Annotated in this window: 11 protein-coding genes; 4 read left to right on the top strand and 7 right to left on the bottom strand. The window is 55.7% G+C overall.

What is annotated here, in order from left to right:
* The first annotated feature begins 104 nt into the window (after positions 1 to 104).
* The 3 genes from XI09_RS30855 to XI09_RS30845 all read left to right on the top strand — a co-directional run bounded on the left by XI09_RS30855 (position 105) and on the right by XI09_RS30845 (position 2109).
* Entirely contained in the window at positions 105 to 1151 is a 1047-nt protein-coding gene (locus XI09_RS30855) for an acyltransferase family protein (protein WP_271570207.1), read from the top strand.
* A 61-nt stretch (positions 1152 to 1212) separates the two neighbouring features.
* Positions 1213 to 1362, top strand: a complete 150-nt coding sequence (locus tag XI09_RS46245) for a hypothetical protein (RefSeq protein WP_442869629.1) — start codon at positions 1213 to 1215, stop codon at positions 1360 to 1362.
* Positions 1363 to 1851: 489 nt separating this feature from the next.
* Positions 1852 to 2109, top strand: a complete 258-nt coding sequence (locus XI09_RS30845; protein WP_271570206.1) for a hypothetical protein — start codon at positions 1852 to 1854, stop codon at positions 2107 to 2109.
* A 101-nt stretch (positions 2110 to 2210) separates the two neighbouring features.
* Here XI09_RS30845 and XI09_RS30840 read toward each other — a convergent pair whose 3' ends face one another.
* The 6 genes from XI09_RS30840 to XI09_RS30815 all read right to left on the bottom strand — a co-directional run bounded on the left by XI09_RS30840 (position 2211) and on the right by XI09_RS30815 (position 11061).
* Entirely contained in the window at positions 2211 to 3956 is a 1746-nt protein-coding gene (locus XI09_RS30840) for an ABC transporter ATP-binding protein (RefSeq protein WP_271570316.1), read from the bottom strand.
* 86 nt (positions 3957 to 4042) lie between these two features.
* Complete coding sequence (locus tag XI09_RS30835; RefSeq protein ID WP_271570205.1) at positions 4043 to 5029, bottom strand: glycosyltransferase family 2 protein; 987 nt, start codon at positions 5027 to 5029, stop codon at positions 4043 to 4045.
* Positions 5026 to 7950 carry a trifunctional glycosyltransferase/class I SAM-dependent methyltransferase/polysaccharide deacetylase gene (locus XI09_RS30830; RefSeq protein ID WP_271570204.1) on the bottom strand — a complete coding sequence of 975 codons (2925 nt, stop codon included), beginning with the start codon at positions 7948 to 7950 and terminating at the stop codon, positions 5026 to 5028. Before XI09_RS30830 ends, XI09_RS30835 begins: the two co-directional genes overlap by 4 nt.
* On the bottom strand, positions 7947 to 9110 hold the full coding sequence (locus XI09_RS30825; protein ID WP_271570203.1) for a glycosyltransferase family 2 protein: 1164 nt from the start codon (positions 9108 to 9110) through the stop codon (positions 7947 to 7949). The genes XI09_RS30830 and XI09_RS30825 overlap by 4 nt, the downstream gene beginning before the upstream one ends.
* 11 nt (positions 9111 to 9121) lie before the next feature.
* Entirely contained in the window at positions 9122 to 10105 is a 984-nt protein-coding gene (gene galE / locus XI09_RS30820; RefSeq protein ID WP_271570202.1) for a UDP-glucose 4-epimerase GalE, read from the bottom strand.
* Entirely contained in the window at positions 10102 to 11061 is a 960-nt protein-coding gene (locus XI09_RS30815; protein ID WP_271570201.1) for a UDP-glucuronic acid decarboxylase family protein, read from the bottom strand. Before XI09_RS30815 ends, galE begins: the two co-directional genes overlap by 4 nt.
* Positions 11062 to 11212: 151 nt before the next feature.
* Here XI09_RS30815 and XI09_RS30810 point away from each other — a divergent pair, with 151 nt between their 5' ends.
* Complete coding sequence (locus XI09_RS30810; RefSeq protein ID WP_271570200.1) at positions 11213 to 12202, top strand: glycosyltransferase family 2 protein; 990 nt, start codon at positions 11213 to 11215, stop codon at positions 12200 to 12202.
* 402 nt (positions 12203 to 12604) lie between these two features.
* On the opposite strand, the gene XI09_RS30805 is transcribed toward XI09_RS30810, so the two are convergent.
* Positions 12605 to 13015: a hypothetical protein gene (locus XI09_RS30805; RefSeq protein WP_271570199.1), complete on the bottom strand. Its 411-nt coding sequence runs from the start codon at positions 13013 to 13015 to the stop codon at positions 12605 to 12607.
* Between the last annotated feature and the right edge of the window lie 569 nt (positions 13016 to 13584).

The raw sequence follows: 13584 nt of genomic DNA, 5'->3' as shown, positions 1-13584 counted from the left end.
TGCAGTCTTGACGCCGAGGTTGGGTATCACGCTGCGTCGACTTAATCGCTTGATCGGGGTAATTTGTCACGGGCGCATAGTCGGCTAGAATATTGAGGTATTGATTGGCAGAAGAGAGATTTGAAGTGCTAGACGCACTTCGGGGCTTCGCCGCCATTGGCGTCCTGTTCTTTCACCTTTCAATCGTCGGTGCACCGCAGCTGGCACCTCATGGTTATCTGGCGGTGGATTTCTTCTTCATGCTTAGCGGGTTTGTGCTTTCGCACTCCTATGCGGAGCGTCTTCAGTCTGGCAGGCTAACAGTCGCCAAATTCCTGCAAATTCGTATGAAGAGGTTATTGCCGCTTAGCCTGTTAGGGCTCTTGTTGGGAACTGGGTATTTCTTGCTTCGATTAGCGATTCAGAAATATTCGCAGTACGCACTTTCTGACATTCTCGGCGGGACAGCCTTCAACGCGGCTTTGCTGCCTAAACCCTGGGTAAGTCAGGCTCCTACAGACACGACGTTTCCCACCAACACCCCGATGTGGTCCTTGTCATTTGAAATCGCCGTCAACCTCCTTTGGGCGGCGCTGATATCCCGGCTAGATACGAAGTGCGCCTGGGTGATCACGGCTGTCACTGGCGGACTACTTACCCTTTTGATCCTCAAAAGCGGTACCGCCGATCTCGGGGCTACGTGGACGACTTTTTTCGGAGGTGCGGCTCGTACCCTGTTCGGCTTCTTTACTGGCGTCCTGGTTTGGTATTATCGCCCCAAACCATTCTTATCCGCATTTCTGCTTTGGCCAACGATCCTTCTGCTCGCGATCGTGTTTTGCATTCCGATCCAAAGTTCTGTGTTCGATGCTGTTTCGGTCGTCCTTATCTTTCCACTTCTTATGTGTCTGTCGGTCTCTTGCCATCTCCAGCAAAAGCAGCGTCTTCTTAGTGTGCTAGGCCGCCTTTCGTACCCACTCTACATCGTGCACGTTCCAATTCTCATGTCGACGGTCGGCCTGCTAAAGGCAACTCATCTTGAGCAGACAGCCTCTCGTTACCTCTTTGCGCTAGTACCAATTTGCATTCTGGTGGCGATCAGTCTGGACAAGTATTACGATTCCCCAATCGCATCGGTCCTTGGAAAGCACAAGGTCCGATCTGCGCTGTAGCTTCGGAGCTTCCCTTATTGTAGAGCCGGCGCCGCAGCGTGGACTCCGGACGGAGACGCGCATGCGGGCGCGCGACGAAGATGATGCCGCCGGTGCTGACCGCCCGGATCTCCTCGGCAAGCTCGAAGCCGTCGCCATCGCGCAGCTGCGCGTCGAGGAAGCACCGCGTCCCGCGTTGCGAGCGCATTCACAGGACATTGCAAAACGGTAAAGAGCATGGCGCGATAGTACGCGCCTCGGCCAAACAATACGAGCCCATTCCCTGGTAACAGGGAATTGTGCCGGGAAATTGCCTTGGTAAGCGGTCCGCGGCGGTTGCAAAAAATGCGGGAAATGCCTGCGAATCCTGGCTTTCACACTGGCGGATGCGCGGAAGACATAACAGGGAAAATATTGGATGTGATCAGGGATCGGCGCCGCCCTCGAACAGGGAAACATCTTCGCCACGAAAGCCCATTCGCTGGAATGCCAAGTATTGTTCAGCTTGGACGATCCGATGGGGCCACCGTTTCACCCGTCCCGGTCGCGGCACGCCGTGGAGCTACGGGTGTTGATATCCTGAAAAATACTCTACGTTCAACACAACACTATGCACCGTTACGAATGGCTGCGACACGCGACAAGCGGCGCCGTCGAGCTTGCCGATGGCACGCGGCTTTGCGTTGTCGAGGTCACACCAGCCTTGGCTCGGAGTGCACCAATGCACCGAAACAGAATGCCCCTTGAAGAGCTGGCCGTAGATTTTTTGTTCGAAACATTTGGCGAGCACCGATACAATCGGTCGCCGCAGCAATATGAGTATCTCGCTTCGCTAGTTCCCCCGCTCAAACAAGCATATCACCGGGTGAATGAGCGGCTTAAAGGTCTGCTCAACGCCGCACAAACAAAGCGCGTCCTGCTGCTCCGCGAAATTCGGAACCCGCGCCTCACGGCTGGACCGACGCGTCTGCGGCGCTGAGCCGATGTCGACGGTGCCGTTTGCCGCGGCTGTGCAAACCAGCGTTGGTGTCGCGCAAGCGGCGCGCGACCTATCTCGATTACAAGCCGTATCTGCAATCATTAGATGTCAAGACGGCCCTCGAACTTCCTGCCTCTTAACATTTGGCCCGGATCCTTAAACAGCTCTGTTGGGAGTCCTTCGGCACGAATCTTTCCCGCTTCAATGCGGATGACGTGATCAGCATGGAAAACAGTTTCCAGACGATGGGTGATCAGGAGTATGGTTCGATCCGAAAAGCGTGCCTGAATCGCGCGCCTGACACTTTCCTCAAGATCCCCATCCAGCGCGCTCATTGCCTCATCAAGGATCAAAAACTGAGGGTCTCGGAGCACGGCCCGCGCAAGCGCGATGCGCTGGCGTTGCCCGCCCGAAAAGCGCAATCCTTGTTGACCGACCCACGTGTCATACTCCTCGGGCAAGCTCTCGATAAACTCTGAAATCCCAGCTATGCTGAGCGCCTCGACCACCTTTTCCTGCGATGCACTTTCATTGGCCATTCGGACGTTGTCGATAATTGTACCCTCGATAAGATCTACGTCCTGGCCCGCAATCGCCAACTGGCCAAGCCACTCTACTCGCCTGACATCTTCGAGAGATTGACCATCTATCCTGATGACCCCCTCATCGGCTCCATAGAGACGAAGAAGCAAATTGACGATGGTCGTTTTGCCCGACCCGCTAGCGCCGAAGAGCACGGTTGTTTTGCCCGCGGGAATTTGGAAGGTGACACGATCCAACGCTTTACCCCCCTCTGGACTGTAGCGAAACGTGACTTCCTTAAAGAAGACCCCCTCGTGCAGCGCGCCCAATCGACTATGCCCGAGAGCGGGATATTCTTTGCCCTCGGACGACAGCATAAGACGAAGTGAGCGCAGCTGCGGTTCGATTTGAGCCAGATGCAGCAAGCTACCTTCCAGCTCTCGAATGTGGGGCTGCAATCGGTAAAGCAGAGCGACTGCCGTAAGCGTGGTAGCGAATCCGATCCCCCACAAGTTTGCAAGTAGAATGATAAAGCCCAGTATCAGCAGATAGCCCACCTCCGTCAGCGGAGACACCAGGGCAGATAGCTTGGTAAGGCTCAAAGAAATCCGTCGCGCATCGGCTGATGCTCGCACAAATCTTTTGTGGTGCACATCTTCCTGGCCATAAGCGCGGATAGTGCGCATAGCCTGCAAGGTCATCAGCATGTGCTCAGCCAGCTCCTGGTGCACCCGTTTCACATCAGCGCCAAGGATTCGCACCGGGCCTGTCAACCGGCGCAACCCAAGAGAGACCAACCACGAGGCAATCACCGCAGTGACCGTGATCTTCACGGAAAGAGCCATCAAAAATGACGCGAACAGGACGATCGAACAAGTGCTGACGATGATCCGATTGAAGCTGCTATAGGCTCCAGAGATCAACCATGTCTCCGTTCCAAGCACATCCAGCAGATAGGCTTCCTCGTGCTTTTGAAAGAAGCGATAAGAAGCGGACAAGTACTGGTGATGGACGCTATTTCGCGAGAACTCGTTGATCTGCTCGCCGATTCGCGCGCTGATCAGAGAATGAGCGAACGCCAGAGCGCCGCGGGCCAGGATGAGAACCAAGACAGCGGCGGCCGTAACGACTGAACCATGGAACCAGAGGGCTGCATACCGCAGAGCGTCCCCCAAGACCCCCCCCGTGGAGGTGGCGAGTTCCATCTGCCCCATAGCGAGATAGAAAAACAGCAGGACCAGGGTTATCCCAACGGTCTCCGCCAGCGACGACGCCAATCCAACTGCAACCAGCAATGGCGTAACCCAGCCCGGCAAACCGGCCATCTTCAACAAACGAACAAGCTCCGTCACCGCAGCGTGCCGAACGCCATTTGTTCTTCGAGAGCCATCAGGAGCCTTGCTTGTCGACATTAGCCCGGATTACCGATGCTAAAAAACAACCTCGACTTCCGATGTTCACGCTTCCGAAGAGCGAGAAGTTTGTTTTTGACAACGATGAACGACTCACGCGGTAGATCGCAAACCAGCAGCTTCAAGGTCATCGTCGGATTTCTTTGGGACAGCAAGTACAGTGACTTTGCAAAATATCTCAGTTGACCGGACGTCAGCGCTCGGACGAGTACCCAGCTGCCGTAGTTGCGAAGTCCGCTCTGCAAGCTGGCGACACGATCCGGATGTCGTAGAATCATCTCATCAATAACAAGCATCCAGGATCGCATCATTCTCGGAAGATTGCTTGACATGTTCTCGGGCAGGAAACGGTACCCGATCAAATAATCGGGAACGACCGCGAATTGGTATGTCTCCGCCACTCGACAATAAAAAAGGAAATCTTCGCACCCTTGCGCTCCGGCTGTCCGAAGACCGCTTTCGAAGCCGTTCGCGGCGAGCAGTGCTTGCCGGCGAACCAGTACCGCGCTTCCATTTCCAATGAAGTTTCCCGAAAAAATATAGTCGAGCACATCACCGGCGCAATAAGCTGGCTCCCCGTTCATTATGACCCTGCTCTTTTCGTCGATAAGTGCATACCAACTATAAACAAGCCCGGTCTGCTCTCCGGCCGAGACGAGGGCCTCGAGCTGGAGTTCGATTTTTGTGGGTGCCCAAAGATCGTCGGCGTCAATAAATGCGATAAGGTCCGAGCATGCATGCTGCCAACCACGATTCCGAGCAGCTGCCACGCCTTCATTCTTCTGCCTGATAATTCTTATTCGACTATCCTGAGCGGCGTGCCTTTCTGCCACCACGATCGTGTCGTCAACTGATCCGTCATCCACGACGATGATCTCCAAATGGCAGTGCGATTGAGAGCGGACGCTGCGCAGGGTCTCGTCGATCGTTCTTTCCGCATTGTATGCAGGAATAACCACGCTCACGAGGTGCTCAGCAGATTTCATTGGAACGACTTCATGCAATTCGCAAATGCCTCGATTGTGATGCCCCCCTGTATTTCCAATCGAGGCAAATCGAAAAGATCGTCCGAAATGCTAGCAACCTTGTTGGCGGTATTGAATACGGTCCTGTAGCCACATTCCGCGGCAAGCACTCCGAATCTCTGATCCATACAACCGTATGGTGCCGCAAGCGACATGACGGGCCGCCTCAGCCATTTTTCCAACTGTGCGCGCGAACTCAGCAGCTCTTCTGCGAGTTCCTCGGTTGAAAGCTCGTCGCTTCTTGGATGAGTGGCAAGATGGCTCCCAATCTTGACGCCCTCACGGGCTAGCCTGACGAGGTCCGACACCCCTAGCAATGGCGCGGTATCTCCGACTGGTGCATCCCAGTCGGCGCATTTGCCCACTAGCTTGGTAACGACAAACAATTCTGCTGTGAAATCGTTTTCCTGCAAAATCGGCCAAGCAGAGTCGGCGAAATCTCTATATCCATCGTCGAACGTGATAAGCACCGGGCGTCCTACGAAAGGATGTTTGTGCTCGACAAACCACGCCAATTGCTCGGAGTCTATCCCATGATAGCCATTTCGACGCAGCCATAACATCTGCTCGCGAAAGACTGTCGGAGGGACACGAAACCGCGCCAGTTTAGCAGGACCATCAACGGCGACTCGATGATACATCAGGATCGGAAGTTGTGACCGCCTCTCGGATTTGATTGCCGCCGATCGGCGTGCGACAGCGCCGTTCCATACGATGCATCGCGCAACCTCCGGCGCGATCGGCGCTTTCACCTCCGCGACACTTATTTGTGGAATGCCTTTTCGCTCTGCGCTATCGCCTCGTTTATACCGATCGACACGATAAAGCTCAGTTTGTATCGAAGCGTCCAACGCAATTTCGGGATTGTTTCCCATCACACGCGCAATAGTCTCCGCGCCGAAAGCGTTGTCCCAGTCAAAGCCGGTCCGCTCCATGTTGTCCTTGAGCACGAATGAATGAGCACTAACGAGATAGCCCCCAGGACGAAGAGCGCTTACCAGCCGTTTGACCACCAATTCCAGCTCGGCTTCGTCGGCCAAATAGTAGAGCGCCTCCGAGCAGAGAACCAAGTCCACACCGGAGGGATAGTCATCTTTCGACAAGTCGAGCTGCTCAAAATCGATATTGGAGCACTTCATGCATCGAAGCCGTGCACGCTCCAGCGCTTTTCTTGAAATGTCGCAGGCAAGGAGGCGCCCAACTCTTGGCGCAAGCAGTTCCGTGAAATATCCCTCTGCGCAGGCCAACTCCAACGCATTTGCCACCGGTTCGCCCGGCAATAATTCCAGTTGCCTTCTGTACTTCTCCTGCTCGTATGCCGAGCCGTAATTCCAGGGATCCTCCTGTTCAAAGAACCCGTCCCAGAACAGCTCGCGTCTCTCGTTGCGCGCCGCCTCTACCCCTTGTCTGGGACGAACTACTCCCAGACGGCGGTCGGCGACGATTTCGTTATCAACTTGATTCGCATTCTTTTGACGCAACGCATTTAGCTGCCGAAAATGACTCTCTTCATCACGTTCGGGAAATAGCCGACCCATCTTCTTGTAGAGCTCAAGCTTCAGCCGGTTCAGCCTACTAGCGTCCTTCTGCAACTCGCGGTATCGTAGATGACCGGTCACCAATCTCGCCCAGAACCTAGGACCCACTGACCCCAATACGCCAATATCCAACACCGCAAGAATGTGGGGGCCATCACAAAGATATACATAAAGTCGATCGATGGATGGACCAAGATGCAAGTGCGGTAGCCAACCCAGATCCACCCTTAGCCCGAGCGTAAGGGTCAGTTCGCGCGGCGACTCCAGATTGTCATAGTCGAGAACTTTGCGCTCAAACGTGTACTGAATTTTTTGGGCGGCGCGTCGATCGCGCCAAGCGTCGCCAATGCTTCCGATGAGCCGAGTGACCGCGGATCCGTATTGCTTCCAGGAGGAAGCAAGCCTTGCCGGAGCAAGCCTTGCTCCAATCACGATGGCGTCCAGGAGAGTGCCGGCCATGACGTCGGCCGACGCATCAGACCGCGGTAGAGATGCCCAGATCGCGTTGGACACGCTGCTTTCTCGACCACGCCCACACTCGAACCCGGCACACCACAAGGCGAAAAACGCATAAGCAGCATCAGGGCTAGTGTCTGGAGATCCAACAGATTTGAGAGGCGCGCCAGGTTCTTCGACCGCCTTCGCTCTGGAAGCTCCCCTGGCTATCACGATGCGAGCGTCCGCAAGCATCTGTTCCACATTCTGGCTTAAGGAGTGATCGCCACCCCAATAGTAGCTGAGCTTCTCATTCAAGTGGATCCAGCGTCCGCCGGACCAAGCGATCTTTTGCCAAAGATCCCACTCCTCGCAGGTGCGCAGCGTAGCATCGAACCCGCCGATGGCCAAGACCGCGCTTCTCTTGACCAAAACGGTATGGATTGCTGTCGCACAAGTTCGATTGAATTCTGCAATGGCATTCGATTGGATACGACTATCCCCACGAACCGGTGTCTCGCTTCCATCCGCAAATACCCGGGTGTAATCGCAATAAACCGCGACAGCGGATGGATTCGCGTCTAGCACGGCACTCATTTTTGCAAGAAAATTGGGGGCGATCCAATCGTCGCTGTCCAGAAACAAGAGTCTCTCGCAGTTCGCGTGCGAGATCCCGACGTTGCGCGCCGCCGACGCGCTGCCAGCGTTAGCGTCGAAGGTAATGAATCGCGAATCTCTGGCTATGTATTCGGCGATGATGGAAGACGTCCCGTCAATTGAACTATCATCAATGATCAGCGCCTCCCATTTGGAGTCGGTCTGCGCGATTAAACTCTCAAGGGTTCGGCTAAGCGTTAGTTCAGCATTGCGCGCGGGGATGATGATCGAGACCAGCCGATCGGACGTCATTTCCGATTTCTCCGGCGATGATAAAAGAAAAGCCCAGCTATATATCCCGCGATCTCCTCTTTCAAAAAGCGATTGACAGGATTTCGTCGCCGCACAACCGTGCTGAGCAAGCGGCGCGCGTACCAGCGCGGCGTGAGGTAGTAGGCTTGCGATCGGTTCGATTCGTTTCCGGTTCGCTCATACTGCACCATAAGCGCAGCCGAGTGACCACGCATATAGTGATAGATTTGGCTCGCAAGTCCTTCCATGGTCTTTCGGTGAAAATGAAAAGCGACTGCCGCGGGGACGTACCGACATGCCCAACCGTTTGCCAGCAACCGGTACCAATATTCCGAGTCGCCAGAGCAGCCTGCCTGGCCTACATCCAGTCTCTCGTCGAACAGACCGACACGTTCAAAGATTTCGCGGCGAAATGCCATGCTTGCTCCCGCCCCAATGTCCCACGCCGGAAATGCTCGACGGCGATCCAGCCCTAAGTTCTCGCTGCCGAAATCCTTCTGATCATACCCTTTGACGAAGCTCCAATAGGTCTCGAAATGCCGCTGCGCCTCAGTTGCGATTTGTGCCGGCAGCACTAGGCCAGTGACCGCCGCGACTTTGGGTCCGTCGAAGGCCGCCACCAATCGTTCAAGCCAGCAACGATTGAGAATGACATCGTCATCGGTATAGGCGACGATCTCGCTGGTCGCCCGCCGAGCTCCCGTGTTTCGAGCAACATCAAGCCCCGGCCGGTCCTCTCTAAGGTAGATGACGCCTGCAGCGAGCGCGACCTCGCGCGTTCGCCCATCGATCGATGCATTGTCGACCACAATTATCTCACGCGGAGCGTAACTCTGGTTCGGGAGAGATGACAGGCACGTTTGCAGTTCGTTCGGGCGGTCCCGCGTGCAGATTACAACGCTGGCAGAAAGGGTGGGTCTTTGCCGGCGCTGCAATTCGGCCTCGATCGTGGAAAGGAATGCTAGGTCTATATGGTCGACCTTCGAATTCGTCGTTCTGCTCTTGTGAACCATTATATGGCCGATCGGCCGGTCACCATACCAGAACACCGTCATACCCTCTTCCGGCTTTTCTCTGGAAAGGTCCGCAATTGACTTCACCGCGACGTGTTTCACCCCCGGTCCTAGCGTCAGGCCGTCGAGTGCTTCAACTCTTTCCATGCCGGCACACCTCAGTGTGAAGGGTGGCGATCCCGCCACTTTAGCGCAGTCTCGACGACGAGATCGATCTGAGAGCGTTGCGGCCGCCAACCGAGCTCGCGCTCAGCCTTGGCATACGACGCTACGAGGATTGGCGGATCTCCCACGCGTCGAGCACCCAGCCTGATGACAGGGTCACTGCCGGCCGCGCGTCTCACAGTCTCGATCAATTCGAGCACGCTGGTGCCCACTCCGGTACCGAGGTTGAACACGTGAGTCCCAGCGCGACCAAGGAGCATATCGCCCGCGAGCAAGTGTGCCCGCGCGAGGTCGCTCACATGAATGTAATCCCTGATTGCACTCCCGTCGCGTGTCGGGAAATCTGTTCCGAACACCGTAAAGGGCCGAACCGGATTACGCGCTGCTTCGATGGCAAGCGGAACGGCATGCGTCTCTGGCTCATGTCGTTCGCCGATCTCGCCGTCCGGGTCGCAACCTGCGGCATTGAAATATCGCAGAGAGACGGATGCAAGACCATAGGCTCTGCCGTAGTCCTCCAGGATCCGCTCAATAATCATCTTTGACCAGCCGTAAGGATTTATCGGCCTCTGTGCGTGAGCTTCATTGATTGGCAGGCTATCCGGAACGCCGTAGCTTGCGCAAGTGCTCGAAAAAAGGAGGCGAAGATGTCCCGTCGCGCGCATTGCCTCCAAGAGCGCTAGCGTACCGGCGGTATTGTTAGCGTAATAGAGTGCGGGATCGGCGGTCGATTCTCCCACGTAGGCCAGAGCCGCAAAGTGGGCGACAAGGTCCGGCTTGTACGTTTGCAACGCGCTGCGCACCCGCGGCTCATCTCGGATGTCGCATTCGATCAGCGGTCCCCACCGCACCGCGTCGCGCCAACCTCGTGAAAGATTGTCGAGAGTCACAACACTCCATCCGGCATTCGCAAATGCTTTGCAGCAGTGCGAGCCCACGTAACCCGCCCCCCCGGTGATGAGTACGGTTTTGTTCATGTTACACTGAGCCCTTCTGTGCAAAGCAAGGTGTCGAAATACTCTATCGTCCTGCTAAGACCATCCCGCAACTCAATGGATGGATGCCAGGCAAGCGTATCGCGTGCCCGACTGATGTCGGGCTTTCGCTGCTTTGGGTCGTCGGCCGGAAGCGCCTTGAATTCGATCGAAGACCTCGACGCGGTAAGCTCGATGATCGTCTCCGCCAATTCCATCATCGTAAACTCGAATGGATTTCCAAGGTTGATCGGTCCGGTGATCTCGTCACTGGTGTCCATTAGACGCACGAGGCCATCAACCAGATCGTCGACATAACAGAACGATCGGGTCTGTTTTCCGTCGCCATAAATTGTAATCGGCCGGCCAGTGAGAGCCTGCACAATGAAATTCGAAACGACCCGACCGTCGTTGAGTTGCATGCGCGGACCATAAGTGTTGAAGATGCGCGCGACCTTGATCGAGAGACTGTGCTGCCTCCTGTAATCGAAAAAGAGCGTCTCGGCGCAACGTTTGCCTTCATCGTAGCAGGAACGCGGACCGATTGGATTTACTCTCCCCCAATAAGTCTCGTCTTGGGGGTGCACCTCTGGATCGCCATAAACTTCCGACGTTGAGGCCTGGAGAATTTTCGCCCTAACTCTCTTCGCCAAACCAAGTATGTTGATCGATCCATGAACACTCGTCTTGGTCGTCTGCACTGGATCGTATTGATAGTGAATTGGGCTAGCGGGGCAGGCCATATTGTAGATCTCGTCGACTTCGACATACAGCGGGAAGGTTATGTCGTGCCTCATGAGTTCAAAGCGAGAGCACTTCAAAAGCCCCCTGACGTTGTCTTTCGAGCCAGTGTAGAAGTTGTCGACACAAAGTACGTCGTGCTTCGCGTCGATCAGTTTCGCGCACAAATGCGAGCCCAGAAATCCGGCGCCGCCGGTCACCAATATTCTCTTACGCATGGTCGACAAACGCCCTTGTTAATACCTGGAAATATTTAGGAGTTTACCGTCTCAGATGGTAAGCTTGGCAATTTAGGCAACTTACCGATACATTTCTAGACGATTATTTCGAAGTTCCAGTTGTGTCGAGTTAACCATTAAGAGTGTAGCCATGCGTCCTCCGATTGCTGTGACCAATAGATTTGTCTCCGTAGTTGTCCCGGCATTTAACGCCGCAGACACCCTCTACGATACGGTTCGCAGCGCGCTCGGCCAGACTCATCGCAACCTTGAAGTCATCATTGTCGATGACGGTTCCACGGATCAGACTCGAGTCATCGCTTCCTGCCTTGCCGAAGGCGACCCTAGAGTTCGCTATGTTCACAAGGAGAACGGCGGAGTGGCGTCGGCTCGCAACCGGGGAATCGCCGAAGCTCGCGGCGAATTCGTCGCCACCCTGGACGCCGATGATCTCTGGTATCCGACAAAGCTCGAGCGGCAGCTGGACCGGTTTGAGCAAAGTGGACCCGACACTGCGCTGGTCTACGTGTGGTGCTGCTGGATCGACGAGTCCGGGAATGTATTCGGTTGCGGGCAACCGACTCGACTCGAAGGCAGCATCTTTTCCGAAATGTGTGTTGGCAACGTCATCATCAGTGGAAGCAATGCCCTCGTACGACGCCAAGCCCTGATCGCTGCCGGTGGTTTCGACGAGACGCTCCGCGCGAGGAAGGCGCAGGGCTGCGAAGACTGGAAGGTCTATCTAAATATTGCAGAGCGGCATGAAATCGCGATGGTACCGGAATATCTTGTCGGATATCGCGTTGTACCGGGCTCAATGTCGGACGACTTTCAACAGATGATGCGATCCAGACGTCTGGTGCATACCGATTTCATCGCTGCTCATCCAGAACAAGCAACCCAGTTTTGGCGTGGCGAGACAATACTCGCTCGTTCGCTCGCTTTGCGAGCGATTAAGCGCGGCCAAATTCGTGAGGCGATGGATCTGCTGAGAAATCAGTCGCGTGGAAGACCTTTCGCTAGGTTTGCATCCCTCATCTGGCTGCTCGGAGGAGCGGCTCGACGCGTTCTCCGATGGATAAGAGTGGAGGACCGTCCAACAGTCTATCAATTTCTCCCACCGACCCGGCATGAATCTTAATTGAAGCCGGTGTTTTCGAGAGGCATCGGACGGTGCGGTCGAAGCGAATCGCGTGCGCTCGCGAGATGAGATCAGGCGCTGCCCCTAACTTTTCGTTTCTGATTGTCCAATGATGCGGCATGGGGATCACACTCTTCGATAATCTCCAAGCAGAACGCCTCCTTGGCAGGTATAGCTGCCGGTCTGCACGTCGCTGGATTTAAGGCGCGCGTGAATCGGCCGATCAACAATCAATGACGTTCCCCGTTCGACTGGGCCTGCCCGAGCCGCGCGCACCTGCAAGACTCCGTGCAACGGTTCTCGCCTCGAAGCTGGAAAGACAGCGAAACTGCTTCGCTTAGTGGGTCCTTGGACCGGATTTCCCGCCGATTTCCGCGCCCCTTTGCGCGAGCGCTCCAAGCTTCACTCAGACGTGGCCGCGATGACTATGAGCGAAGCGTCCGGCCCGGACACCGTGATCTGCACGGTAGAGGTGCCCGCATCGCGACGGTTCTTGCCGACGACCACGAGGGTGAATGTGTCCGTGCCGGAGAAGTCCGGCTTGGCGAAGTAGCGAAAGCCCGGCCCAACCAGAACGAGCTCGCCACTCTTTGGCTTCTCCGCAATCGAGACGTTGTAGATCTGCATCGTCGACCAGCGCAGGCCCTGGATGCAGTCCGCGCCCGGCGCGATCGTCATCGACCACTCCATCGTGTCGCCCGCGAGCTTGTAGGGCTTGATGTCGCGCATGCAGTTCGGTGTGGCACTGACGGTCTCTGACGCCAGGATCGTCAGCATCGCGGCAATGGCTGCATCGATTGAAATTCGTGACATGGCTCGCCCCTTGGTCCTACCGCGCCGAGGATGGGGAACGAGACTGAAGGATTGGTAAGGGATTGAGGAGCCTCTCGCTGAGTGGTTAAGGCTGCACTAAGTCGCCGTCCATCGGGGCGCAATCCAGAGGCTTTGGCGATCGGCAATATCGCCTCACTTGCACAGATCAGCATATTGCGACTCTCCTTTTGCACCGCCGGAGAAGGCCTCAGCGTTTGAAGGTGCCAAGCCGAGGAAGTTACAAGCTGTATTTTCGACGTAGACGCACGTATCATCGTAACAAGGGGCGCACGATATGCTGCTTAAGCAGGTCAGGGGTAAAGTGGCCCAGGCAGTACGGATGCCATCCTGGGAATCCGGTGCGGCTCTTAAGCTTTCTTGGGACGCTCTGGTCGAATGCAGATCCTGGGGGTACGCGTGGTCTGTCGTCAGTAGCGGTGCGTGCGCTCCGTCAGGCAGCCAAGATCAAGCCGACCGCCCACCGTATGCTGATTCCGCTCGATGTCGCCCACCATTCCGGAATGATCTCGCCCACCGTTCCGATTTGATGTCGCCCACCATTCCGAGAT

Source organism: Bradyrhizobium sp. CCBAU 11386 (assembly GCF_028128955.1).
Taxonomy (GTDB): domain Bacteria; phylum Pseudomonadota; class Alphaproteobacteria; order Rhizobiales; family Xanthobacteraceae; genus Bradyrhizobium.
Note: the sequence above shows the minus strand (reverse complement) of the source record. Positions and strands in the feature narration are given on the sequence as shown.

Coding starts and splice junctions, on each gene's coding strand:
- XI09_RS30805 (WP_271570199.1), bottom strand. CDS start 13,015: ATGTCACGAATTTCAATCGATGCAGCCATTGCCGCGATGCTGACGATC.
- XI09_RS30810 (WP_271570200.1), top strand. CDS start 11,213: ATGCGTCCTCCGATTGCTGTGACCAATAGATTTGTCTCCGTAGTTGTC.
- XI09_RS30840 (WP_271570316.1), bottom strand. CDS start 3,956: ATGGCCGGTTTGCCGGGCTGGGTTACGCCATTGCTGGTTGCAGTTGGA.
- galE (WP_271570202.1), bottom strand. CDS start 10,105: ATGAACAAAACCGTACTCATCACCGGGGGGGCGGGTTACGTGGGCTCG.
- XI09_RS30845 (WP_271570206.1), top strand. CDS start 1,852: ATGCACCGAAACAGAATGCCCCTTGAAGAGCTGGCCGTAGATTTTTTG.
- XI09_RS30815 (WP_271570201.1), bottom strand. CDS start 11,061: ATGCGTAAGAGAATATTGGTGACCGGCGGCGCCGGATTTCTGGGCTCG.
- XI09_RS30825 (WP_271570203.1), bottom strand. CDS start 9,110: ATGGAAAGAGTTGAAGCACTCGACGGCCTGACGCTAGGACCGGGGGTG.
- XI09_RS30830 (WP_271570204.1), bottom strand. CDS start 7,950: ATGACGTCCGATCGGCTGGTCTCGATCATCATCCCCGCGCGCAATGCT.
- XI09_RS30835 (WP_271570205.1), bottom strand. CDS start 5,029: ATGAAATCTGCTGAGCACCTCGTGAGCGTGGTTATTCCTGCATACAAT.
- XI09_RS46245 (WP_442869629.1), top strand. CDS start 1,213: ATGCGGGCGCGCGACGAAGATGATGCCGCCGGTGCTGACCGCCCGGAT.